The sequence below is a fragment of the Myxococcales bacterium genome, from assembly GCA_016717005.1.
GTDB lineage: Bacteria > Myxococcota_A > Polyangia > Haliangiales > Haliangiaceae > UBA2376.
In genome coordinates this window covers 1-23498 of record JADJUF010000018.1, presented here as the reverse complement: position 1 = coordinate 23498, position 23498 = coordinate 1, and the positions used below count along the sequence as shown (strand labels likewise).

The window sequence follows — 23498 nt, the reverse complement described above, 5'->3', positions numbered from 1 at the left end:
CTGACGGCGGCGACGCGGCGGACTCCTAACGGCGGACCTCGACGCGATCGTCGGCGAGCCTGACGCGGCGGACCCGACGCGATCGTCGGCGAGCCCGACGCGGCGGACCTCGACGCCGCGGGACCCTCGACGCGGCGGACTCGACGCCGCTGTCGACGCCGCGGCTCCGGACGCGCTCGACGTCGACGCGCCGACGTCGACGCCGCCACCACGACCGGCCGCGCGCTGATCGACGACACCGCCGCCGACTTCGGCCAGGGCGCGCCCATCGAGGTCGAGAGACCCGGCTCGAGGCCGCCGGCGCGGTCGCGCTCGCGCCTACTACGTCGGCTCGCTGTGCGCCGGCGGCAGCGAGCCGCCGTTCGACGACGGCACGACCGCCGACGGCTCGGTCCGCCGGCGACACCCGCCGCTCGGCCTGGCCCGCACCGTCGATCTCAACCTCCCCAACGACGCGTTCCCGGCCGGCGTCGGCATCACCGCCGCGACCGACTGGACGCTGTGGTGGTGGGGCGAGCTGTACCTCACCGCCGGCAGCCACGGGTTCCAGCTCGACGGCGACGATCACGCGTTCCTCGAGCTCGCGCCGATCGGATCGACCGCGTACACCAAGCTGATCGGCGTCAACTTCGGCGCCGGCGGCGCGGCCACCTTCGACGCGCCCGCGACCGGCTGGTACGGCTTCCGGGTCGCCGTGGCCCAGCGCGGCGGCGCGGTCGACCTGTGGCCGCGGCTCGACGGCGCCACGATCCCGCGCGGGCTGACGCGGTGCCGCGTCGACGGGGTGGGCGGCCTGGCCATGACCGGCTTCGACGGGGCCCAGTTCCTCGACGTCGGCGCCACCAGCGTGGTCGCCGCGGCCGCGAACGTCGACTGGGGCTTCGGCCAGCCCGCCGATCTGGGCGTCACCGACGTCAACACCTTCGGCGTGCGCTGGTCGGGCAGCTCTTCGTCGCGGTCGCCGGGACCTACCGGCTGCGGGTGCAGTCCGACGACGGCTACCGGCTGTGGGTCGACGGCACCCAGCGGCTGATCAACCTCGGCGATGGCAACTTCGACGTCACCACGGGCGACCTCGTGCTCGCCGTGGGCTGGCACGACCTGGTGTTCGACACCACCGAGTCGAGCCTCGGGGCGAGGTCGATCCTGACGGTGGCCAGCGGCCCCGAGCTGGTCGGGCAGCCGCTGCCGGCGGCGCGGCTGCGCCCGGCCGAGGGCCGCGCCGAGCGCTTCGAGTCCCTCACCGCCGGCGCGGTCGGCGAGCCTGGCCCCGCGCTGTTCACCTTCACGCCCTCGGCCGGCGCCACGATCACCGGCGTCGACGTCGGCTACCGCCTCAACATCGACAACGTGGTCTCGAACGTCACGACCACGCTGCGCAACGCCGCCGCGAATACGACGCTGCGCAACAACACGCTCACCGGCGACACCACCGACCGCTTCCATCCGACCGCGTTCGACGGCGGCGCGCTGACGTCGCCCTGGGGCCTGGGGTTCGACATCGCCAGCGGCGGCGGCAGCCTCGACCAGAGCTGGCTGACCGTGCGCTACGCCGATCCGGCCGGCACCGGTCCGACGCCGACGGTCGCGACCTTCACCAGCTCGGTGCGCGATCTCCTGGCGGCCGGCGGCGCCGAGGTCGCGTCGCTCGATCCGGATCACCGTGCTGGAGCGGCCCGCGCCCGGCGCGGTCGTGACGATCGCGCTGCGCACGTGCGACACCGCGCCGGCGTGCGCCGCCGAGGCCTGGTCGGGCGAGTTCGCGTCCGGCAACGCGTTGCCGGGCGTGCCGGTGCGCCGCTTCCTGCAGTACCGCCTGCGGTTCACCACCGACGGCGATCACGAGCCCGCGGTCGAGCGCGTGCAGCTCGACTACGCCACGCGCTGACCCGGTCACGGCAGGCTCACGAACTCGACCCGCCGGTCGACGCCCTCGGCTAACCTTCGGTGTCCACAGGGGTCTTCGTGGTTGAATGGCCGCGCCGTCCCTCGCGTCTATCTGGCTGCCGCCCAGCCGCCCAAGGCGCCCCAAGGAGAACTCATGAAGGCTCGCACCCGTCGCACCCTGTTTCTGACCCTGGCCTTGATGGTGGCCGGCTCCTCGCTGGCCGCCGCGGACGATCACGGCCGCGGCCGTGGTCGCGACCGCAACCGCAACAAGCGCCCGGTCGTCGTCGTCCAGCCCCCGAACGTCGTGGTCCGCCCGCCGACCGTGGTGGTGCGTCCGCCGATCGTGCAGCCGCCGATCGTCGTGGCCCGGCCGCAGCCGCCGATCGTCGTCGGGTACCCGACCGCGGCTCCGCCGCCGATCCGCGCCGAGAATCCCGGCCGCGCGCGCCGCGGCAAGATCTGGATCGAGGGCCGCTGGGACTGGCGGGCCGGGCAGTGGGTCTGGATCCGTGGCCACTGGGACAAGCACCGCAACGGCAAGCGCTGGCAGCGCGGCGAGTGGCAGCAGCGTGGCGATCGCTACGAGTGGCGCGCGGACGCGTGGATCGACCTCCCCGCGTACCCGACCGCGCCGCCGCCGGCGCCGGTGATGGAGCAGCAGCGCCCGCGCGCGGGCTACGTGTGGGTGACGGGCAACCACGTCTGGCGCGACGGCAGCTACGTCTGGACGCCGGGCCACTGGGAGCGTCAGCGGGCCGGGCGCACGTGGGTCGGCGGGCAGTGGTCGCTCCAGGGCGATCACTACGTCTGGATCGAGGGCGGCTGGCGCTGAGCCTGGTCGCCGTCACGGCGCCGCGACGTAGCGCGGCTCGGCATCGCGGGCGGTGACGGTCATCCGGCCCGCGTCGAAGCGCGGGTCGGCGACCACGATCCAGGCGGCGGCGCCCGCGGCGATCGCCGCCGCGCCCGGGGTCCCGCGCGGCACCTCGATGATCCAGCCGGTCGCGGCGTCGCCGATCGCGAACCGGCCGGCGCCGAGGTCGGCGCCGACGACGACCCGGGCGACGACGACGACCCCGCTCGGCCACAGCCACCGACCCGCGGCCGCGGCCGCGTCCAGATCGGCGGCGTTGACGTGCACCGGCGCCAGCGTGGCCTTGGCGGTGATCATCACCGCCGCCCCACCGCCCGCGCGCACCATATCGACCGGGCTCGTCGCTATCCGCGCGCTCGCGACCTCGCGAGCGCGGCGCGTTACGCCGCCGCCACCAGCACCTCGCGCTTGTTGCTGTGGTCCGGCGAGCTGACGACGCCCTGCTTCTCCATCTCCTCGACCAGCCGCGCGGCGCGGTTGTAGCCGATGCAGCTGGCGCTGCACCCACGAGATCGACGCGTTGCGGGTCGAGCACACGACGTTGACCGCCTTGTCGTACATCTCGTCGTCGACCTTGCTGCCGCCGTTGCCCGCGGCCGCGCCGCCCTCGCCCTCGGCGCCTTCCTCGTCGCGCGGCTTGAGGATGTCGAGGTTGTAGACCGGGCGGCCCTGGGTCTTGAGGAACGCCACGACGCGGTGGATCTCCTCCTCGTCGACGTAGCAGCCGTGGAAGCGGGCCGGGGCCGCGCCGCGATCCGAGAACAGCATGTCGCCCGCGCCCAAGAGCGCCCGGCGCCGCCCTGATCGAGGATCGTGCGCGAGTCGATCTTCGACGTGACGTGGAACGCGATGCGCGACGGGAAGTTGGCCTTGATCAGGCCGGTGATGACGTCGACCGACGGCCGCTGGGTCGCGAGGATCAGGTGGATGCCGGCGGCGCGCGCCTTCTGCGCGATGCGGGCGACCGAGGTCTCGACCTCCTTGGGCGCGCACATCATCAGGTCGGCGAACTCGTCGATCACCACGACGATGTACGGCAGGCGCACGGCCGGCTCGCTCATCGGCGCGTGCTCGCCGGTGATCTCGACGTGCTCGATCTGATCGTCGTCGACGTCGACCGCCGCGCCGACCGCGGCCTCGGCGGCGTCGGCCGCGCGCCGGAGCTGCTCGGCCTCCCACTTGGCGCGGGCCTTGCCGATCTTGTCGTTGTAGCCCGTGATGTCGCGGACGCCGGCGTGGGCCAGCAGGTCGTAGCGGCGCTCCATCTCGTCGACCGCCCACCGCAGCGCCAGGTTGGCCTTCTTGGGGTCGGTCACGACCGGCAAGAGCAGGTGCGGGATGCCCTCGTAGATCGACAGCTCGAGCATCTTGGGGTCGACCATGATGAAGCGGACGTCCTCGGGCGAGCACGAGTACAGCAGGCTCGAGATCATCGCGTTGACCGCGACCGACTTGCCCGAGCCGGTGGTGCCGGCGACGAGCAGGTGCGGCATGCGCGCCAGGTCGACGACGGCGGGCGCGCCCTCGATGTCCTTGCCGATCGCCATCGGCAGCTTGGCCTTGGTGCGCCGGAAGGTGTCGTCGGCGACGATCTCCTTCATGAACACCTTCTCGCGGGTCTTGTTGGGCACCTCGATGCCGACCGCGGCCTTGCCGGGGATCGGCGCGACGATGCGCACGCGCAGCGCCTCGAGCGCCATCGCGAGGTCGTCGGACAGGTTCGCGATCCTTGGCGACGCGGATGCCCGGCGCCGGCGCGAACTCGTACATCGTGACCACCGGGCCGGGCCGGATCGCGACGACCTCGCCCTTGACGCCGTAGTGCTCGAGCGTCTTGGTCAGGCGCGCCGACAGCTCGAGCATGAAGCTCTTGTCGATCTGGTTCTGGCCGGCGGCGTCGTAGTTGAGCAGGCCGATCGCCGGCAGCTGGTAGGCGCCGTCGCCGAGCTTGACGAAGCCGCGCTCGCTCTCGGCCGCCTTCTCCTTGGCCGCCATCTCGGCCTTGTCGGCGTGCTTGAACCGCGGCTCGACGATCAGCGACGCCGGGCCGTCGGCGGTCGGCGCCGTTGCCACCGCCAGGGACGCGCCGCCGAGCGGGGCCGCGCTGCCCCGGGCCGCGCGCGTCGGCGGCTCGGCGATCAGCGCCAGCTCGCTGGTCTCGACGTCGTCGACGATCTCGATCTTGGGCTTCTTCTTCTTGGCCGCGACCTCGGGCAGCGACACCACGTCGGCCATCGGCGGCAGATCGACCTCGGTCGTCGCCGGCTCGCGCTTCTTCTTCTTGCGCTTGCCCGCGACCTCGGCCTCGTCGTCGGGCACGGCCGTGGTCATGCGCTCGGTGTCGCCGGCGAACGCGGCGTTGGGGACGGTGCGGTCGACGATGATCGGCTCGGGCAGCTCGCCGTCGGCCACCGCCAGCGGATCCTCGCCGTCGTCGGCGAGGTCGTCCTCGTACTCGTCGCGCTCGCGCTCTGGCAGGATCGCGCGGGTGACCTCGGCGACGAACTTGCCGCCGCCGCGGGCGCCGGTGGCCAGCGACCGCCCGGTGGCGCGGGCGCCGATGCCGATCCAGCCCAGCACCTGGCGCATCCGCAGCGGCGTCGCGATGATCACCGCGATGAACAGCCCGACCAGCGCCAGGAACGCGGTGCCCGCGGTCGAGATGAGCGCGCGACACCTCGGCCAGGTCCTCGCCCAGCCCGCCGCCCGGGCCGATGCCGGCGATGCGGTAGGTGGGCACCGCGAGCTGCAGCAGGACCGCGATCGCCAGCGCACCCAGCGGGACACCGACGGCGAGCTGCCACGGATCAGCGGGCGCTTCTCCATGAGCGACCGCACCGCGGCAGAGATCGCCATGATCACGAGGGCATAGCTGCCCAGGCCGGCGATCTTGCAGACGAGCGCAGCGACGCTGCGCCCGAACGGGCCCATGACCAGCGCGTGCGCCTGAGCGAGAGCATCGCCAGGAGCACGAACAGACTGGCGCCGAGCGCCAGGATGCCTGCGACCTCCGCCGCGGGTGCCGTCGGAGGTGCGCTTGTTGGGCGTCGGAGCGGAGAACTTCTTGGGCAGTGGCTTGTTGGCCATGGTACCTCGGGGAGGACTTTATCCTACATGTAAGATCCAGTAGGGCAAGTTTCTGGTGGCGCCCGATCGTCCCGAGTTCACGGGGGATTTTTTCGCCACCGGGGAACCGCGGCGGAGCCCGCGAGGTCGATCCGGCCCAGACGTGGTGTTATGTTCCGCGCATGCGACACGTCGGAACGTTGGTCGTCCTGGCCTTTGGTCCTGGGCGGGCTGGGTTGTGCGGGCAAGCAGGCTACCCCAGCACAGCGGGTACAAGGGCAAGAAGCCGACCCCGTGGACCAACGCTGGCCAGGCCATCGAGCTCGATGACGAGAACAAGGCCAAGGTCTCCGGCGAGCCTGGACTTACGCCGAGTACAAGCGCGCCAAGTGGTACTCGCTGGCGCTGCCGGGCTCGGGCACGCTCGACCTCGACTTCGAGGCCGTGCCCGCGGGGACGCCGACATGGACGTCGCGTTCGAGGTGTTCGACCCCAACAACAAGGTGCTGGTCCGCGCCGACGCCGACGCCGACGACGTCAACGAGCGGAAGAAGCAGCGCAAGCTCGAGGACCTCGACGAGGGCACTCACCTCATCCACGTCTACCTGCAGGGCCGCCTCGACACGGCCGACTTCCGGATCTCAAGCTGAAGTTCACGCGGGGGCCAGCGCCCCCCGAAGTCCGACTTCCCCGGCGCAGGTGCCCTTCCCGGACGAGCTGGCCGCGGTGCCGCCGGTCGACGACACCCCCAGCAAGGCGCCCGGCCGACCTGCGGCGTGAAGGGCAGGCCGCGCTGCAAGCCCGCTGTGGCGTGCCGGCAAGCCGTCGTGCTCAGAAAACGCCGCGCGCCGCCCCGCCGTGTGGCGGCTCCGCCAGCCGCCGTGCAAGCCGCCGCCGCTGGCGGCGTCGATCACCAACGTCGATCCCGATCCGTCGGGCTTCGCGCATCAAGATCGCCGCCGGCACCGCCGACGGCGTCACTTCCACGGCGTGTGCGGGGCAGCGTGCCGGGCGTGAAGGGCTCGAGCTTCTCGGTCTCGGGCTGCACCGCGCAGCGCTGCTCGGCCGTCGTCAAGGCCGCGGTCGACGACGTGCGCAGCGCTGGCGAGGTCGGATCACGCGCTGAGCGGTCGGGGCGGGGCGTCGCCGGGCCAGGCAGGTGCAGGGCCTCCGAGGCCCGCCGGACGGGGCGGCGCCTTCGGGCGGCAAGCCCGACGAGCCTCGCTGCGAGACATTTCCGCGACGCGCGCCGCGCGACGCGCGCCTCCCCGCGCGTAGATCCGGCGCTGCGCGTCGAACGACGAGCCGGGCTCGAGCAGGAACGCCTGCTCGTCAGCGGTCGAGGCTCGGCCCAGGGATCTGGTTGCGGTGCGGGAAGCGGCCGAAGCGCCGGATGATCGCCCGGTGACGCTCGGCGAAGTCGACCGCCTCGGCTGCGCCGGCGACGTCGGCGAACAGCGCCACGCACGCGTCCTGGTCGGTCAACGCCTCGCTGTGCATGTACGGCAGGTACAGCAAGTCGCGCGCCCGCCGCCGGCACGGCGCGCGTCGTACCCGCGCGCCACCGCGTCCTTGGCGGCGGCCAGGGCCTGCGCGTCGCTGGCGTACATCGCCGGCGTGCCGCGGAACATGTGCCGGCTCAGCTGATCGAGCACGACGACGTGCGCCACCGCGCCGCGCGCCGTCGCGCGCCAGGCCTCGTGGGCGCCGTCGACGACCGCGCAGTGCAGCGGCGCGAACTGGCGTCAGCGCGGCGTCGAACGCCGGGTCCTTGCGCCACCACCGCGCCACCACCGCGGGGCCGCCGCGCCGGCGTCGTCGGCGTTCGCGCCGAACCAGGTCGTCCACAGCTCGTCGATCGCCATGGCCCGATGCTGCCACGGGCGGCCGCCACGCGCGCGCCCTCGTCGACGGGGTCCCCGCGCGCGCCACGCCGCCGCACGAGGCGGGCGGGCCGCCACGCGCGCGCCCTCGTCGATGGGGTCCCCGCGTGCGCCACGCCGCCGCGCGAGGCGGGGGGGCCGCACGGGTGCCATCGCTGGTTAGCGCGCAGGCATCCGGATCGGGCCCGGCTCAGGAGCTGCGGCCATGCGTACTCTCGGACTGGTCCTGGCCGGAAAGCCTCCTCGCCCGCGCCCGCCGTCGCCGGCCCGCTCCAGGCGCCGATCGTCGGCGGACCACCGCCACCACCGTCGGACAGTTCCCGACCACCGTCGCGCTCGAGGCTCGGCGGCGGCCTGTGCACCGGCACGCTGCTCAACCAGGACTGGGTGCTGACCGCGGCCCACTGCATCGACCCCGCGGTCCTCGGTCAGAGCCAGGCGCAGATCACCGCCAGCCTCCGGGTCCACTTCGACACCGTCAACATCTTCACCTCGGCCGGCATCGTCGTGCCCGCCACCGAGGATCATCAAGCACCCGCTGTTCAACGTGAACGCGCTCGGCACCCACGACATCGGGGCTCATCCGCCTGGCGACGCCGGTGACCGACCGCGCCGCGCGGTGCCGATCATCCTCGACGCCGCCAAGGTCCCGCTCCCGGCACCGAGCTGCAGCTCGTCGGCTTCGGCGCCACCAGCCGCACCAACCCGTCAACCGCCGGCGTCCTGCGCCTGGTCGATCGAACCTCGGTCTCGTGCTCGTTCGTCGGGCTGTCCGACGCGTCGCTGATCTGCTGGTCGCAGACCAACGGCCGCGGCAAGTGCGAGGGCGACTCGGGCGGCCCGTCGTTCGCGATGATCGAGCCTGAGCTGGCCCAGGTCGGCATCGCGTCGTTCGCCGATCAGCAGTGCGCGCAGCTCGGCGCCGACACCCGCATCGCCGCCGAGACCGCGTTCCTGTACGAGCACGTGCCCGAGCTGCAGTGCGCCGCCGACGGCACCTGCGGCGCCGCGTGCGGCCAGGGCGCGCTGCCGGCCGATCCCGACTGCGGCTGCGACGCCGCTCACCCTGCCCCGACGGCCACGAGTGCTTCCAGAGGCGTCATCGTCGCGCCGTTCGCGCCCGGCGGCGTCGGCAGCGAGTGCGCCGACGGCACCGACTGCCAGTCGGGCGTGTGCGCGGCGTCGGGCGATCAGTCGCTGTGCGTGCTCGCGGTGCACCGCCGGCGCCGACGACGCGTGCCCTCGGGCTTCGACGCTGCCGCGAGACGCCGCGGCGGCGGCGGGGTGTGCTGGCCGTCCGACGACAGCGGCGGCTGCTGCAGCACCGGCGGCGGCGGCGGCGCGGCGACGTCGCTGGTCGGGCTCGCCTCGTGGCGTTCGGTCTGCCGCCGCCGGCGGTGAAGCTCGGTCGCGGCCGCCGTGCCGGGGACTTGCCGGTGGCGGTGATCTCGGCCGCAACTCCGTGCCCGGGGCGTTCCGGTGGCGGGGTGATCTCCCGGCCGCGCTCCTGCGCTGGGGGCCTTGCCGACGCCCGCGGTCTGAGGTGGGGCAGGGTGCGACCCATGGAAACCGACCAGACCGAGACCGCTGCCCCCAAGACCCCGGCTCGGCCCGCTACGCAGCGAGCTCAAGGCCCTCGTCGCGGCCATGGAGGCGGACTTCATCAAGTTCTACAACGACGGCAACAAGGCCGCCGGCACCCGCGTCCGCGGCGCCATGCAGGACCTGAAGAACTTCGCCCAGCAGGTCCGCACCGAGTGCAGGCGCTCAGAACGACGGCAAGGCCTGAGCCTCGCCCTGCCCGCGCGCTGCTCCCAGCCTGTGACCGCCCCGCGGTCGCGGTAGCTCGAGCGCTCGCGGCAAGCCTCTCTTAGCCTGGGCCGCCGGTCGGCCCAGCGGCGCCGCCGTTGTGGCGCCTGGGTGCGTCGCGGCGCGCCTTGCGATGCGGCGCGCGATGGCGATGGCCGCCAGGCGGTGATCGCCGCTGTGCTGGCCGCTGCCTCCGCGGCCGGCGCGCCGCCCAGGCTCCGGTTCCGACGCTGGTTCCGGTTTCGGCCCTGGTGCCGGCCCGGTTCCGGTTCCGGTTCCGGTTCCGGCTCCGCTCCCGCGCCGCGCCCGCGCCCGCGCCCGCGCCCGGCTCCGCGCCCACTCGGGCTCCAGCGGCGCCGACCTGCGATCTCGCGGGGTCACGTCGAGCATCGAGAATTCTCACGCGGAGACGCAACTCCTGGACGTGGCGGCCGATAGGCCGCCCACAACCAGAGGTGTCTCAATGTTCGAACGACAGGTTCCGAAGGCGTCCGCCAGTCGAGTCGCCGCCACACCACGACGACTGCGGGCGTGTCTCGCCGCCGCGGTGGTGGTCACACTCGCCTCGCCAGTGCTCAGCCAGGCGCAGCTCGCGCCCGGGTCACACCATGCAACTGTCGGGAAGGCGCTGGACTGGGGCCGTCGGTGTCGCCGACCGGCGGCTTCGCCACGCGCGTCCCTCTCGACCTGCCACCGGCCCGCGGACCGCTTCCGATCCCGCTGGCGGTCGTCTACACGGGCTGACGCGGGCCGGCGCCGCGGGCGCAGGCTGGACGTGCCGGTGAGCTACGTCGCCTGGCAGCACCCCGAGCGCAACCGACCGATGGCGAGCGCGGACGACGGCACGACTCCACCACGCCTCATGCTGGCGCTCGACGGAGCACCCCAGCGCATGGTCCCCGCCAATAGCGCTGGCACTCGCTACGTCCCGGTAGTTGCGTCGGAGTATCAAGAACTCACGAAGGTGGGCGCCGAATGGCGCCTGAAGACCTTGGGGAACCTCGAGTACGTCTTCCAGGCCCACGGAGCGGAAGGCACGCTCTGGCTCCTCACCGACATCAATGACCTGGTCGGCACCTGAGGGATCCCCTCGTTTTGAGGGCGTAAATGCGTGAGATTGCTCCCGACGTTTCTTTGTCGTCGACGGAATTTCGGTTCGACGCCGCTGGTTCTCGCGGCATGATGAAACGCCGCGCGATGTCGAGCTTCGTGAAGAACCCGCTGCAGGTCGCCGAGACGATCGACCAAGTCTTCGGTGACGACCTGCACGCTGCGGGTGCGGTCGCTGGCGAATGGGGTCGTGGGCGTCTTGGACGCGGCGGTGCTATCGGTGCACGCGATCGGGCGCGGCTACGCCCACGCGACGAATCACAGCGCGAAGCATGGGGTGAAGCAGACCGACCGCATGCTCAGCAACGACGGGTTCGACATGTGGTCGCTGTTCCAGCCGTGGGCCGAGTTCGTCGTCGGGCCGCGCAAGGAGATCGTGCTCGCGCTGGACTGGACCGAGTTCGACGCTGACGACCACGCGACGCTCGCGGGCTACCTGATGACGAGCCACGGGCGGGCGACGCCGCTGATCTGGCTGACCGTCAAGAAGTCGACGCTGGAGGGCAAGCGCAACGGGTACGAGTACCGGCTGATCGAGCGGCTGCATGAGTGCGTCGCGACCGACGTCAAGATCACGGTGCTGGCAGACCGTGGGTTCGGGGACCAGAAGCTGTACCGGCTGCTCGAGACGCTGGGCTGGGACTACGTGATCCGATTCCGCGCGGCTATCCACGTCGAGGATGCCACCGGTGATCAGCGTCCCGCCGGCAAGTGGTTGCCACCCAGCGGGCGCGCCACGATGATCCGCGGCGCGAAGATCACGCGCACGCGTGCCGAGGTGCCTGCCGTCGTGGTGGTGCATGCGCCGCGCATGAAGGAGGCCTGGTGCCTGGCGACGACGCGGCGCGACGACAAGGCCGCCGATGTCGTCAAACTCTATGGCCGACGGTTCACGATCGAGGAGACGTTCCGCGACCAGAAGAATCTGCGCTTCGGGCTCGGCCTCTCGGCGACGCGCATCGGCAGCACCGACCGCCGCGATCGCCTGCTGCTGCTCGCGGCGGTGGCGCAAGCGCTCTTGACGCTGCTCGGCGCCGCCGGTGAAGCGTGCGGCCTCGATCGCCTCATGAAGACGAACACGTCGAAGAAGCGCACGATGTCGCTGTTCAACCAAGGCCTCAACCTCTACGCCGCGATCCCGATGATGGGCGACGACCGCCTCGCTCCGCTGATGGTCGCGTACGACGCCGAGGTCAAGCAGCACGCGTTCTTCCGCAAGGTCTTTGGCATCATCTGAATGAGGGGATGGCTCAGGGTCGGCACCGACCACGTCCACGTCGACTACGACACGGGGGAGGGGCTCGGGCTCTGCCGGCCCGACCTCCACGTCACCAAGATCTCATACGCCTACAACGACGAGAAGACCCCGCTCTACGAGGTCGACCTCGCCTACGACGGCTGGTGGCGAGCCGACGGGGCCGTGGGGACGGTCTGCGACAGGCGGCCGGGCGAGACCGCGGCGGTCTTCGACCGCTCTGCCGACGACATGCTGCCGACTGACCGGTCGACGATCGTCACATCGATCGCGGTCAAGGCGCGAAACAACCTCGACCGGAAGTCGCTGCCGAAGGTCATCCGAAGCTACGAGCTCAAGTACGCGCCTGACCTCGACACCGACAAGCCCCGCTTGAGCGTAGTTGTCTTCCATGGCGAGGACGGGGTCGGCTCCGAGCCCGTGGCGACGTACGACTACGGCTCGCTCGCCAGACCGGACGAGAAGATTCACTTCGGAGAGCCGGTCAAGGTCCCCCGATCGGCCAACCTTCCGGCGACGTACGCTGATGACCTATCGGCCAACGACCAAGGTTGAGCCCCTGCAGAATCCATCTGACCGGTGGGACAGCGCCAGGCTCGAGACGACGCTCGCACGCCACATGATCCGTGACTTCACGGGCGACGGCGTGCCGGACGAGCTGTGGAAAGACGGCGACCGCTGGCACATGGCAAGAGGCCTGGTGACCCGAGACGGCGCTCGTCTCGATGGCCCAGAGGTGACTTGGGACGAGCCTGCCGAGCTGTCAGAGACGACAACATTCCGCTTTCTGGAGCCCGCGAACCACCAGGGCGACGCCCACGAGATGGGCATCGTGACCGAGACCTGGACCCAGTTCATGGACTGGAACGGAGACGGTCGCCTCGGCGTGATCGACGCGCGAGGCGGGCAGAGTGAGAGTCAATGGCGCGTCTGGATCAACGAGGACGATGGCCAAGGCGGCGTGCACTGGCGTGCCACCCAGGTCTCGGTCTTCATGTTCCGCGCCTACCAGTACACCGTTGGTCTGGACAACATCCTCGACTCTCTCCGAGGTCGGCTCTTCCCTGACCCATGGCACACCACTGGGCGCGCTGGAAGAACACGCCCCTGGGGCGAACGCGCAGCTGGCCGAGAGTCGTGTCCTATAAGTGCCGAGACCGTCGCTGTGAGCCGGGGCAGTCGCAGGGCGACGTCGACCTGGGCATTCCGGGAAATTGCAGTGGTCCTGAGGTCGAGTGCCCACAGTACCAGGACTACAAGATGACCTTCGGTAGCGACACCTGGACCGAATGGTCGGTGAAGGACATGAACCAGGACGGCTATCCGGATCTCGTGTCCGAGGACAGGGTGGTTGGCGTGTGTGATGGTCGCGATGCTCCGGATATGCCCCGTGACGCCGCTCATCCATGGACGCAGCAGTATTCGCTGGGCTACTTCTACCAGCGGGTCGCCACCCCCCATTCCGAACGGCTGTCGTTTCTGCCGTGCTCGAGCACCACGAGCGGATCGCATCCTATGGTGTTCTACAACCGCCTGGGCGCATTCGTCGAGTTCGACATGACGCCAGCGATGCCAACACGGTGGACAATGCCGACGCTCGCAGGCTTGTTTCATCTCGAGCGTTGGTTCGGCGGCGCGGACACGGACCAGGCGGTTTGGGTGAACGGCATCGACGGGCCATATCTGGCGGCGCTCGCCGCGTGGAGGACCTCGTCCTGGCAGACTGTCCGGCTTGCTGATCGGACCGCCTCGGGCCGCCTGCGTTCGACTGGAGTACCGCGACATCTCATTTGGCGGTGACCGCTATATAAATGATCGTGTCGACAAGTGCCTTGATTCGCCGGGGCGGAGTTCTCTGACAAGCAGAGCGTCGGATACATCGACGTGAACGGCGACGGGGTTGTTGACGACCTGGGCCCCGATGGTACCTGGATCAACTCCGCTACGGGCCACGGGCTGCGTCGCTGGCTGACCGCCGATGCCGGCCTGGGCGTGCCGATCTCCGGAGTCAGTCGGTCGCTGCGACGAGAGCGCAGAGGTTGTTGCGGCCTTGACGGACCTCGATGGCGACGGCCTGCCCGACATCCTCCGCGTCCAGGACCAGCTGTTGACCATGGAGTCGATGGTCCCCGGCGCGGGCGACGATCTGCTGGCGGTAGGCCGCCTGCGCATGATCACGAATGCGCAGGGCGCGGTGACCACCATCGGCTACGCCAACGCTAAGATCGACCGTGTCACGGCCCACGCCGTGCCGTTCCCAGAGATCGTGGTCAGCTCGGTCCGGACGCGCGTCGTCGACGGCTCGGCCCAAGATGACGCCACGACGTACTACCGCTACGGCGGTGCGAGCTACGTGTACGACGGCAAGTCCGCCCGCTGGGTGTTCCCTGGGTACCGGCGCCACCTGGTGCTGGCCGGGCGGTCGATCGTCAAGGCCGGCGAACCGGTCGTCAGCGGCGTCCTGACGGCGTCCGACTTCGACCCGACCGCGCCGGCGGGTTCCGATTTCACGACCGTGGCGACCGCGAGTCGCTTGCGCGTCGTGTCGCACGCCGAGGGAGACTTCGACCCCGAGGACCTCGACCTGTACCTGACGCCTGGCTCGGTCACGCCGTTCGCATCGACGGAGCTCACCTACGGCGTCCAGGCCCGGCCGGCGTCGTTCGAGGGCGCTGGCGTGCCGGCCCTTCGCTGGGACTGCGGCGACTACTTCGACGGCGCGGCCTTCTTGTCGCCCGAGACGTGCACGGCCAATGGGGTCGTCTACCAGGCGTCGAGTAAGACCTGGGAGGGGGCGCCGCTGCCGAGCGCCGACAACGTCTACGCCGGGGCGACGGTGCTCGCCGTCGATGCCTGGGGACGCCCGACCTCGACCCGCCAGGACGGCGATCTGCGCCGGACAGACGACGACGTCTGCGTCCAGCTCGCGTACGCCAATGGCACGCCGTTTCCATCGGTCGTCACGTCGGTGACGTCCACGGACTGTGGCGTCAGAGAGGGCGCGGAGCACGTCCTCAGCAGGACGCGCTTGCTGTACGACGGACTGCCATTCGGTTCGGTCGGGCGCGGCCGCGTCTCGGCGCGCCTGGTGGATCGCTTCAGCGACGCCGGCTACCTGGACACGCACCAGGACGCTGCGTTCACCTACGACGCGCTCGGCGAGCTGTCGACGGTCACCTCGACCCGCAGCCTGGGCACGGCGGCGACCCGGACGACCACCTTCGAGTACGACCCGTTCGGCGCGACCGTCACGACCACGACGGTGTCGTCATCGGACGTCGCTGCCAGGTTCGTTCGCACCACCGCCGTCTCGACGTGGCCATCGCTGGGCGCCACCTCGGAGGACCAGTCGGGCATCTCGACCCCGGTTGAGTTCGACGCGCTGGGCCGACCGACCCGCACCGTCGGGGGGGCGGCGGAACGCACTGACGCTGCGCCAGGTTCAATACGACGACACGCCGGGGCACCGTCGCGTCATCGCCGAGTCGTTCCCCGGGACCACGCTCACCGGAGCCGAGGCCAGCGAGCCTCGGCGGCAACGCGCGGTCACCGTGCTCGACGCGCTGGGCCGGCCGCGGTTCACCCAGGTCGGGCTCGGCGACAGCTACGGCGGCGCGACCGTGGTCTCGGGCCTGGTCGAGCGCGATGAGCTCGGGCGGGTCGTCTTCGAGGCGGCCCCGTTCGAGTCGAGCCAGAATCCGTTCGATCCCGCGACCATGCCGGTCCATCCCTACGGCACGACGGCGGTGTTCGACCGGCGCGGACGGGCGGTCCGGTCGGTCGAGGCGACCGGCTACAACGCTACCGCGACCCAGACCTCGGTGGCGGGGAAGGTCTATGTCGCTGAGTCGTCGATCAGCTACTCGGCGGGCAACGCGATCGTCACGTCGTCTGGGCCTGACGAGCACGATCCGGCGTCGGCCCGGTACGGCCAGCGCGATCAACGCGTCCTGACGGCGCTCGGCCGCGAGCTCCAGCGCCTGCGTCGTGATGCTGGGTCGGTCGTGCTCGACAAGGTCGAGCAGGACTGGGACCGCCTCGGGCGCGTCGTCGCGAACCGCCGGTACCCGACCCCGAGCACGACGACCGGGCTCGTCAGCTGGACGACTCAGTACGACTCGCTCGGCCGGGTCCTGCGGATGCAGGAGCCGGGCATGTCGGCCAAGGAGATCAGCTACGACGAGGACGGGAGCGCGCTCGAGAGCTGGTGGATGGACGGTACCAAGCGCCGCGCGGCGCGGAACCGCTACGACGGCTTCGGGCGGGTCACGCAGCTCGACCTGGTCTCGACCCCATCGGGTGGACCGGACGTCCTCGAGGCCCGCGACATCTTCCACTACGACGAGCACTCGGGCACGGCCGACCAACCGGCGGCTGGCGCGGCCGGCCTCCGGGGCCGCCTGTCGTGGGTCGAGAACCCGACGGCCGGCAGCGTCTACTATGGCTACGATCCGCTCGGGCGCCAGACGTCGTCGGTCTACAAGTACGCGGGCGTCGCCGGGACGACGTCCCAGACTGTCGAGCTGACGGCGGGCGGCGTGCCCGTGACATTGACGCTCAAGACGCCCGAGACCAACGACACGCTTCGCTACGACTATGACAGCGCGTGGCGCACGACCCAGATCAAGCTGGGTGGCGCAGCGGTCTTCCAGGCCACCTCGATTCTGCCACTGGGGCAGTACCACGCCGTGACGTTCGGCAACGGTGTCAGCGAGTTCTACACGTACGACGCGTTCGGTCGTCACGAGCCGCTCTCCGCGACGATCATGACGGCGAGCGGCGCCTATATGTTCGAGCAGCGGGTCCGCGACGCGATCGGGCGCGTGACCACCGAGTACCACTCGACGCCGACCGGGGAGCCTGTTCGTGACGGACTACGACGGGCTCGGCCGGGTGAGCGCGCGCGCAGACCGGCGGGGTCCAACCGGGCATCGAGGCCTTTGCCTACGACGGGCTCGGCAACCTGCTGACGCGCATGTCGACGACGGGGTCGGGCAACCGGAGCTACACGCCGACCGCGAGCGATCCCGATCGCCTGTGTCGGTTCGCGCTGCCGGGGTCCGGCACCGCGTGCCAGTTCACCTACGACGGCGCTGGCAACGTCGCCAGCGACACGGCGACGGCCCAGATCCGGACGTTCACCTACGACGCGAGCCAGCGCATCACGACGATCGTGCGCGGCGGCAACGTGGTCAAGCTGGCCTACGGCCCGGCCGGCCGGATGAAGACTACGGTCAGCGGCACGAACCCGCGCACGATCTGGAACTTCGGCGGCCTGATCGAGCGCCGGACCCGACCGACGGCGTGGTGCAGATCGAGCGGCAGGTGCCGGGGCCGCTAGGGACGTTCGTCAGCCTGCGCACGACCTTGACCGCTGCCGACGCGCCCGGCGCGACCGAGACCATCTACCGCCACGGCGACGGCCGCGCCAACCGCTTCTTCACCCAGGCGGACGGCACGGTCATCCAGGCCACGACCTACGCGGCCTTCGGCAACCTGACGAGCGACAGCGGCGCCGCCGGGCTTACCTACACGGATGATCTTTTTGGAACGGCGGCGACAACCTGCCCGAGGTGGGCGTCGTCCTGCTCGGGCCGCGGGCCTACGACCCCGCGATCGGCCGCTTCCTCCAGCGCGACCCGATCGCGATCCTGGCGCGGTCGACGACCGCGAACCCGTACGCGTTCTCGTTCAACGACCCGGTGAACCACGCCGACCCGACCGGGCTGAGCGGGGAGTGCGCTGACGGATCGTGTGCGGGGGCCATCGTCAGCTTCAACGCCGGCGCCGCGGGGGCTGGGATGCTCTATTCGCTGCTGCACGGCGGCGGCGGCAGCGGCGGCAGCAGCATGCCGGCGGGCACGTCGTACGGCGCGAGCCAGCTGCATGTGGCAGGGCGTGAACCTGCAAAGAGCGTCGAGATGGGCGCCGCCGAGCGACTGGGGTGGGGGTGCTTCGGTGCGCCCTGCGATAGCGTCTTGGCGGCGTCGCGGCAGACCGCCGATTTTAACCGCGCTCATCCGGCCGAGTGGGTCAGCAGAGTCGCGATCGCGTACGACATCTACAGCTACGTCAGTTGCAGCGCGAACCCTGGGTGTTTCCTGCCGCGACTTGAGGATGGCCAGCGAGAGGAGCGGACGCCGTTCTACCTGTTTCCACGCAGCAGCGCACAACAGCAACTCGACTCGCTCGGCGCGGGACCGCCCCCCGGCGGAGCATCACGCAGGCGGTTCGCTTGCAAACTTCATTGAGCAAAAGCCCAGCTGGTTCATTAGCGCTGACGGCAGTACTCTGATAGAGTGGGAGCTAGCAGGTCATCTCGACACCAACGAAGGGCCCCATGTAACGATTCGTACGTTGCAGCCGGACGGCACATGGTACGTAGACCAAAAGTACTTCATTCGAGACTGGGAAAACTATAGGCCCTCGTCGCGGTTCTGGATTGATGAAAGGAATCGATGACTAGCCTCGATTTCCAGACGGTCCCTTTCGAAGATGTTCGTGGCTTGGCTTAAGAGATTGCCGGGGCTCGCCCGGCAGACCTCACCTGATGGGATCCTTTACGCATGCCTACCGGCACTCACCTCGCGATGTTGGTCGGCGCCGAACTGATGAATGACACAGAGCTCATGGCGGCTGCCGGCCTACGGACGGCCTCGTTCCACGGCCAGATCTACTTCGTCACCAGCCGGGATAGCCAGGGGTTGGGGCGTTCTCGGTGTTGCCCCAAGACCTCGAGGCCTTCGCAGCGGAGCATGGCCGCCAGTTTCGTGAACGGCTGTTCTGCGGACTCGACGTGATAGCGGTGGACAGCGATAGAACGACGATGGCCATACCCATCACAGCGGCGGATATGCGACCATTCGTCGACCGGGTAGCCAGCCAGTTGACCGTGAGCTCGGCCGACCCTGGGCGATGACTCTGGATACGTGGTTCTCAGATGATACTTCGGGGCTGCGACGGCGAGTGACGATCGATTATTGGTCTGATCCCGTCATGATGACGGCGAGGTGCATCTCGGCACCTGGCAGGTTTTCGGCCGACGCGACTGCGCAGCTGGGCCCTGCTCGCGCGCCGGCGATCACTGCGATTCGCAGTGCGGCAACGGAGCCGCGTGGCTAAAATGCGATCGTCTCAGCCTCCATGCGCCTGGCATCGATGTAGAAGCCGTGCTGGACGACGCACTCCCCAAGAGGTGCGCGATGTCCAGGTCGTGCTCGGCCAAACGCTTCGAGCACGGCGCGATGATGAGCGAGCCGCGCTCGGCCAATTCTCGGTCGAGCTGACTTTCTCGTTTCGAGGTAGCGCACTCGAGACTATTGCAGTGGATGATGAAGGGCAGGTCTCCTTGGCGTGACGGCACCGAACGCGAGCGACGTCGGATGCCGATAGACCGCGTGGCAAACATCGCGCTGTTGCTTCGGCTCGCCGCAGCGCACCCGCAACGGGGCAACGCAGGCCACAGCGGAAGAGCGGCATGAGAATGAAGGTCCGGCACGCGGGCGATCAGCGCGACGACGGCAGCCGCAAGATTCGGCCGCCGGCGCTACGTCTCGTCTTCGAGGAACTGTACCCGCGAACACGGTGCGGCCCTGAAAGTGATAAGGCCGCTACCGGAGCTAGCGGGACCGAGAGCTACCGGACCGGTAGGTAGTTCGGCGGGGAAGCACTGCCCTACCTAGACCGGGGTGTGTGAGCTACCGGGACTGGGGGTAGTTCTGCGGACGCGACCGCGGCGGTAGCCGGCGGCGTGCGTGGCGGAGCTACCGGACCGGGGGTGGTTCAGCGGACGCGACCGTGGCGGGGCCGCCGGCTGTGGCTGGCGGCGCGTGCGGCGCGGCTGCGGGCACGGCGGTGGCCGAGATCTGCGGCGATTGGCCACGCCGCGACGGCGCGCGTCCGAGATGCACGCGCTTTGTGCTGCTCCGCATGTTGGCTGGACATCACCGACGGCAAGATGATCCTGCCGAAGACGCGGCCGCGACCGCGCGGCAGTAGCGGTACGTCCGGTTGGTCTCGCGTCCGGCCGCAGCAGGAACTGACGTTGCACGCAGCGGCGGTTGATCAGCAGGAACCGACCGGGCCGGACGGGGCGTGGCAACGACATCGCGCCAGGCCAGAGCAAGCGGCCTGCCAGCGCCAAGCCCGCGACGCGAAAGCGAGCGACCGTCTGGCTGCGTCTGCCTGGGCAGGTCCGCAAACCGGACATCGCCGGACGAGGCCATTGACGCCGGCCGAGCGCATCACTGACCCGGACGCCCGCGTCGGGCGGGACCGCCGGGCGGGACCGCACGGACGGTCGCGACCCAGACCCGCAACGTCGCGGGGCTGGTGACGCGGCGCCAGGCGCCGCTGTTGACCCCGCCGGGGACGACGGGCTGGAAGAACTTCGCGAGCGACTTCACCTACGACGTGCTGACGCGGGTGGCGTCGCAGACGGTCAAGAACGCGACGGCGAACTCGCAGCTCGCGAAGCAGCAGCTCGACTACTTCGGGTCCGACGACCCGGCGCGCCTGCGGCACTGGATGGGCGCGGCGGCGTACGACTTCGCGTCAGGCTACGACCTGCTGCATGAGCTCACGAGGGTGAGCCAGGCAAGCAACCGAAAGTACGGCGGCGTTGGCGCCTAATGGGGTCGCAGGACGAGCGGCAGCGGCAAGCTCCCGAGCGCGACGGTCGGCGCACGCCGGCAGCGGGCGGGCAGGTGGTCGCGCGCGAACGTGACCTACGACTACGCCGGCGGGCGCGATCCGGGAGGAGCCGGCGGCGCTGGCCGTCGTCGGGGCGGGACGAACCGCTTGCGCAGCTGCGTCTACGACACGGCGGGCAACCAGACCGAGGTCCACAGCGGCGCGGTCCGCGCAGCCGCCGCGCCGACCGCGCTTCGTCTACGACGGCGACGACCCAGCTGCGGCGGGCGACGACGTTCAGCCGGGCACGACCACCGTCACCGGCAAGGAGGTACTACTACGATCACGACGGCCACCGCGTCGGCGTGGTGACGCGGAACGCGGCGGGGACGATCACCAAGACGCGGCTGTTCATCGGGGACAGCGAGGTCGAGCTGACGGCGGCCAACACGATCGGGACGGCGTACAGCTACCTGTCGATGGGGACGCCGGTGGCGAAGGTGGTGTCGCCGGCGGGCGGCTGGACCGCGGGCAACGCGACCTGGGCGAACAACGTCGCGTCGCTCGAGCTCCAGTACCACGGGCTGTCGAGCAACACGCTGGTGTCAGTGAACGCCGGGGGCGTCGTGCAGTCGGCCTTCGTCTACGCGCCGTACGGCGACGTCGTGCAGGCCAGCGGCGCGACGACCGCGACGATCGCAGGCCAGCGCCGGCGCTTCAACGACAAGTTCCGCGACGACCTGACGGGGCTGAGCTACTACGGCGTCCGCTACTACGATGGCCTGGCGCTCGGCTGGACGCAGGCGGACCCGATGTATCGGTTCGTGCCGGATGCGGCGTGGACGGAGCCGCGAAGGCGGGGTTGTATCGGTTCGTCTTGGGAATCCTGTGCGGTACGTGACCCGGTTGGGCGGCACCGGCGCAGGCAGCAGTACTCGGGGTGGAAGCTGGGTTGCCATCGGGGCCACCAGGCGCAGTGGTAGGCGCGGTCGTCGGCGTAGTCGCCGCTACCTACGTCGGGCACCAGGTTGGGCAGGCGCTAGCTGGTCCGCGAGGCGGCGGGGACTATCCTGCTGGCACCGCACCTTTCGGTCCTGAAGCCACCGGGTGGCGACGCGCGACGAGCAAGACTTCCAGCCCGACGTCACGACCGCGACGCCGACGCCGACGCCGCCACCAGACTGCGGTCCAGGCAACCCGATCAAGCCTATGGCACAACTTGCCACGGGAGCCGCAACGATGTACAAGAATACCACGGCAAAAGATGCCAGTGGTACCAACGTCAGCACCGACGTTCCTCGAAGCGAATTTGAAGCGAATCTCAAGTCACAGGGGTTTACTAGTACAACAAGCGCTGATGGCAAAGCGGTTACTTGGGGTCAAGTCTCGATTGTTGTGTGAATGCCCGAAGGGGAAACGTCGAGGGTGGGTGGTGGCGTCGCGCGGCCGCGACGTGATCGTTCGCGCCGGCCGCCGCGGCCCACGTCGTGGCTGTCGAGCAGCGACATGTTGAGGTAGTGATGCGGTCGCGTTAGATGGACACCGACCGCTGGGCGACGGTGGTGCGATCAGGCGGAGTGGCGCTGGCGCGTATGGGGAAGGCGCCGATGGCGCGGGTGCGGCGTTTGATCCTCGCCGGAGGCGCTCGAGGCCGTTGTTCGTGCGGATGCGCAGCCAGTGCGCCCGGGGAAGGCGAAGTATCACTGGTCGCGGCGACGAAGCCGCTCTCGAGGCAGGTGACGGCCTGGCGAACTGGCTGGCGAAGCGGTCGCGGAAACTGCGCAGCGCTTTCTTGGCGTCGACGAGGTTGGCGGCGTGGAGCACGGGGCCACGAGCTCGCGCCGAGGCGCTTCTGGTGGCGCGGGGGCACGTGCGCGAGCACGTTGCGCATCAGGTGGACGGTGCAGCGCTGCATGCGGGTCTGGCAACGCCTTTGGCACGGCGAGGAGCAGGCCGGCGTGCGCGTCGGCGATGACCCGCCGACCCCGTGAGGAGGCCGCGCTCGACGAGCTCGCTGCGGAGCAGGCCGGCCCAGCTCGCCTCGGACTCTGGGTGCCGACGCGGACGGCGAGGAGGCGACGATGGCCATCGGGACCGACGCCGTACGCCACTAGGCGGAGACGTTCTCGACGGTGCGGGCCCAGCGCGCGTCGATGAACGTGGCGTCGATGTACAGGTACGTGACGGGCCTCGGTGATCGGTCTTTGCGCAACGTCTCGACCTCGTCCCCGAGCCGGCGGGTCACGCGATTCTCACCGTCGAGCGGCTGACCCAGTTTGCCGAGCAGCGCTTGGGTGATGGGCGCCATGTCCTGGGGTCGAGGCGCCACGGACGTACGTCTCGGTGATGGCGTCGTCGATTCGGGCGGCGATTGAGGTACCAGCCCCAGCGGCGCGGTTGCCGCCCCACCGGCGCGGGTGCGCCTGGACCCGGAACGCCGACCTCGCCGTTGGTGGTCACGACGCGGCGGCCGTGGTGGCGCCGTTGCGGACGTCGACGTTCGTCGCTGCGCCTGTAGGGCCCGGCGCCGACCAGACGCCCGCTCCTCGTCGAGGGCGACCTGGAACGTCCGTTGACCGCGAGCCGGCATGCGCCGCGAGGTCACGCTGGAAGTCTTCTTGCGTCGGGATCACGAGCCGGGTAGCCCGAGCGGAAGGGATCGTTTTGATTTCTTCTGGCGGGGGTCCCTCCTCGGTGTCGCAACCAAGAGGTTCCCCTTCTTTCTTTGGAGCCCAAGAAACCGGCTTCTACACAACCATAGGGACAATGACCTTGCTTGACGGGACCCGATGGGCAGACGCATACAATCTGAAATAACGCAGATCTGACGAAGAGTCCGACTGCTGATTTTGAAAATGGGCGACGACAAGAAGTCAGGGATATCAAGATTAGAATGCCCGAGTAGGAGTCTTCAGCAGCGGAGTCTACGTGACCAATAGCTCAATCTTGTTCAACGGCAGGCTACCGCAGCGCGTCGTCC

General features: G+C 70.1%; 21 protein-coding genes and 3 pseudogenes. 19 read left to right on the top strand and 5 right to left on the bottom strand.

The annotated features are described in order from the left end of the window. The first annotated feature begins 694 nt into the window (after nt 1–694). The 3 genes from IPL61_17185 to IPL61_17175 all read left to right on the top strand — a co-directional run bounded on the left by IPL61_17185 (nt 695) and on the right by IPL61_17175 (nt 2722). Entirely contained in the window at nt 695–1033 is a 339-nt protein-coding gene (locus IPL61_17185) for a hypothetical protein (GenBank protein MBK9032977.1), read from the top strand. Beyond that, nucleotides 982–1941 (top strand): hypothetical protein, encoded by a 960-nt coding sequence (locus tag IPL61_17180; protein MBK9032976.1) that lies wholly within the window; start codon nt 982–984, stop codon nt 1939–1941. The genes IPL61_17185 and IPL61_17180 overlap by 52 nt, the downstream gene beginning before the upstream one ends. A 100-nt stretch (nt 1942–2041) precedes the next feature. After that, nucleotides 2042–2722, top strand: coding sequence for a YXWGXW repeat-containing protein (locus tag IPL61_17175; GenBank protein MBK9032975.1), 681 nt, complete (start codon nt 2042–2044; stop codon nt 2720–2722). Nucleotides 2723–2734: 12 nt separating this feature from the next. On the opposite strand, the gene IPL61_17170 is transcribed toward IPL61_17175, so the two are convergent. The 3 genes and pseudogenes from IPL61_17170 to IPL61_17160 form a co-directional block, all read right to left on the bottom strand. Beyond that, entirely contained in the window at nt 2735–3061 is a 327-nt protein-coding gene (locus tag IPL61_17170; GenBank protein MBK9032974.1) for a hypothetical protein, read from the bottom strand. A gap of 83 nt (nt 3062–3144) precedes the next feature. After that, nucleotides 3145–4464, bottom strand: coding sequence for a DUF87 domain-containing protein (locus tag IPL61_17165; GenBank protein ID MBK9032973.1), 1320 nt, complete (start codon nt 4462–4464; stop codon nt 3145–3147). Nucleotides 4465–4492: 28 nt separating this feature from the next. Next, nucleotides 4493–4999: pseudogene (locus IPL61_17160) on the bottom strand (hypothetical protein). Between the two features lie 1295 nt (nt 5000–6294). Here IPL61_17160 and IPL61_17155 point away from each other — a divergent pair. Continuing rightward, nucleotides 6295–6480 (top strand): hypothetical protein, encoded by a 186-nt coding sequence (locus IPL61_17155; GenBank protein ID MBK9032972.1) that lies wholly within the window; start codon nt 6295–6297, stop codon nt 6478–6480. Between the two features lie 465 nt (nt 6481–6945). Here the strand turns inward: IPL61_17155 and IPL61_17150 are convergent. Then, nucleotides 6946–7669 (bottom strand): annotated as a pseudogene (locus IPL61_17150) (DUF924 domain-containing protein). A 431-nt stretch (nt 7670–8100) separates the two neighbouring features. On the opposite strand from IPL61_17150, the gene IPL61_17145 reads away from it, so the two are divergent. From IPL61_17145 to IPL61_17075, 15 genes and pseudogenes are all read left to right on the top strand, one after another. Beyond that, nucleotides 8101–8316, top strand: coding sequence for a hypothetical protein (locus tag IPL61_17145; protein MBK9032971.1), 216 nt, complete (start codon nt 8101–8103; stop codon nt 8314–8316). A gap of 63 nt (nt 8317–8379) precedes the next feature. Beyond that, complete coding sequence (locus IPL61_17140; protein MBK9032970.1) at nt 8380–9114, top strand: trypsin-like serine protease; 735 nt, start codon at nt 8380–8382, stop codon at nt 9112–9114. Between the two features lie 246 nt (nt 9115–9360). Beyond that, nucleotides 9361–9558: a histone H1 gene (locus tag IPL61_17135; protein ID MBK9032969.1), complete on the top strand. Its 198-nt coding sequence runs from the start codon at nt 9361–9363 to the stop codon at nt 9556–9558. Nucleotides 9559–10303: 745 nt separating this feature from the next. Beyond that, on the top strand, nt 10304–10603 hold the full coding sequence (locus IPL61_17130) for a hypothetical protein (GenBank protein MBK9032968.1): 300 nt from the start codon (nt 10304–10306) through the stop codon (nt 10601–10603). A 116-nt stretch (nt 10604–10719) separates the two neighbouring features. Further along, nucleotides 10720–11869: pseudogene (locus tag IPL61_17125) on the top strand (IS4 family transposase). Continuing rightward, nucleotides 11870–12442: a hypothetical protein gene (locus IPL61_17120; GenBank protein MBK9032967.1), complete on the top strand. Its 573-nt coding sequence runs from the start codon at nt 11870–11872 to the stop codon at nt 12440–12442. Between the two features lie 64 nt (nt 12443–12506). Then, nucleotides 12507–13151 (top strand): hypothetical protein, encoded by a 645-nt coding sequence (locus tag IPL61_17115; protein ID MBK9032966.1) that lies wholly within the window; start codon nt 12507–12509, stop codon nt 13149–13151. After that, complete coding sequence (locus IPL61_17110; GenBank protein ID MBK9032965.1) at nt 13148–13687, top strand: hypothetical protein; 540 nt, start codon at nt 13148–13150, stop codon at nt 13685–13687. The genes IPL61_17115 and IPL61_17110 overlap by 4 nt, the downstream gene beginning before the upstream one ends. Before the next feature lie 178 nt (nt 13688–13865). Further along, the gene (locus IPL61_17105) at nt 13866–15536 is read left to right on the top strand and encodes a hypothetical protein (GenBank protein ID MBK9032964.1); all 1671 of its coding nucleotides are present in this window, start codon (nt 13866–13868) and stop codon (nt 15534–15536) included. Beyond that, nucleotides 15439–16857: a hypothetical protein gene (locus IPL61_17100; protein MBK9032963.1), complete on the top strand. Its 1419-nt coding sequence runs from the start codon at nt 15439–15441 to the stop codon at nt 16855–16857. Before IPL61_17105 ends, IPL61_17100 begins: the two co-directional genes overlap by 98 nt. A 5-nt stretch (nt 16858–16862) precedes the next feature. After that, entirely contained in the window at nt 16863–17228 is a 366-nt protein-coding gene (locus IPL61_17095) for a hypothetical protein (protein MBK9032962.1), read from the top strand. Between the two features lie 232 nt (nt 17229–17460). Continuing rightward, nucleotides 17461–18138: a hypothetical protein gene (locus IPL61_17090; GenBank protein ID MBK9032961.1), complete on the top strand. Its 678-nt coding sequence runs from the start codon at nt 17461–17463 to the stop codon at nt 18136–18138. A 2080-nt stretch (nt 18139–20218) separates the two neighbouring features. After that, a complete protein-coding gene (locus IPL61_17085) occupies nt 20219–20518 on the top strand; it encodes a hypothetical protein (GenBank protein ID MBK9032960.1) in 300 nt (99 codons plus the stop codon). Nucleotides 20519–20883: 365 nt separating this feature from the next. Next, nucleotides 20884–21501: a hypothetical protein gene (locus tag IPL61_17080; GenBank protein MBK9032959.1), complete on the top strand. Its 618-nt coding sequence runs from the start codon at nt 20884–20886 to the stop codon at nt 21499–21501. Between the two features lie 124 nt (nt 21502–21625). Then, on the top strand, nt 21626–21919 hold the full coding sequence (locus tag IPL61_17075; protein MBK9032958.1) for a hypothetical protein: 294 nt from the start codon (nt 21626–21628) through the stop codon (nt 21917–21919). 709 nt (nt 21920–22628) lie between these two features. On the opposite strand, the gene IPL61_17070 is transcribed toward IPL61_17075, so the two are convergent. Then, nucleotides 22629–22826, bottom strand: coding sequence for a hypothetical protein (locus tag IPL61_17070; GenBank protein ID MBK9032957.1), 198 nt, complete (start codon nt 22824–22826; stop codon nt 22629–22631). Nucleotides 22827–23498: the final 672 nt, after the last annotated feature.

Coding starts and splice junctions, on each gene's coding strand:
- IPL61_17175 (MBK9032975.1), top strand. CDS start 2,042: ATGAAGGCTCGCACCCGTCGCACCCTGTTTCTGACCCTGGCCTTGATG.
- IPL61_17170 (MBK9032974.1), bottom strand. CDS start 3,061: ATGATCACCGCCAAGGCCACGCTGGCGCCGGTGCACGTCAACGCCGCC.
- IPL61_17165 (MBK9032973.1), bottom strand. CDS start 4,464: ATGGCGCTCGAGGCGCTGCGCGTGCGCATCGTCGCGCCGATCCCCGGC.
- IPL61_17155 (MBK9032972.1), top strand. CDS start 6,295: ATGGACGTCGCGTTCGAGGTGTTCGACCCCAACAACAAGGTGCTGGTC.
- IPL61_17135 (MBK9032969.1), top strand. CDS start 9,361: ATGGAGGCGGACTTCATCAAGTTCTACAACGACGGCAACAAGGCCGCC.
- IPL61_17120 (MBK9032967.1), top strand. CDS start 11,870: ATGAGGGGATGGCTCAGGGTCGGCACCGACCACGTCCACGTCGACTAC.
- IPL61_17115 (MBK9032966.1), top strand. CDS start 12,507: ATGATCCGTGACTTCACGGGCGACGGCGTGCCGGACGAGCTGTGGAAA.
- IPL61_17110 (MBK9032965.1), top strand. CDS start 13,148: ATGACCTTCGGTAGCGACACCTGGACCGAATGGTCGGTGAAGGACATG.
- IPL61_17105 (MBK9032964.1), top strand. CDS start 13,866: ATGCCGGCCTGGGCGTGCCGATCTCCGGAGTCAGTCGGTCGCTGCGAC.
- IPL61_17095 (MBK9032962.1), top strand. CDS start 16,863: ATGTCGACGACGGGGTCGGGCAACCGGAGCTACACGCCGACCGCGAGC.
- IPL61_17070 (MBK9032957.1), bottom strand. CDS start 22,826: ATGGCGCCCATCACCCAAGCGCTGCTCGGCAAACTGGGTCAGCCGCTC.